The organism is Halomonas sp. SIMBA_159 (genome assembly GCF_046536035.1).
Taxonomy (GTDB): Bacteria; Pseudomonadota; Gammaproteobacteria; order Pseudomonadales; family Halomonadaceae; genus Vreelandella; species Vreelandella venusta_A.
This window is the reverse complement of record NZ_JAWJBT010000519.1, coordinates 1-274: the sequence shown is the minus strand read 5'-3', so window position 1 is coordinate 274 and position 274 is coordinate 1. Positions and strand designations below refer to the sequence as shown.

Genomic DNA, 274 nt, shown 5'->3' with positions numbered 1-274 from the left:
AGCTATTTTGACGTGCTGTTTGGTTATGAGTGGGAGCTGACGAAAAGCCCTGCCGGAGCCCATCAGTGGGCGGCAAAGAACCTGGCAGAAAAAGACCACGCGCCGGATGCAGAAATCACCGGCAAAAAAGTCGGTATCATGATGACCACGGCTGACATGGCGATGCGTGAAGACCCGGCCTATCGTAAAATATCGCAGCACTTTCACCAGAACCCGGACGAGTTTGCTGATGTCTTCGCCCGCGCCTGGTTTAAGTTAACGCACCGTGATATGG

Annotated in this window: 1 pseudogene; it reads left to right on the top strand. The window is 53.6% G+C overall.

The features are described 5' to 3' along the window. Positions 1-274, top strand: a pseudogene (locus R0J87_RS20270) (catalase/peroxidase HPI); the annotation flags it as partial.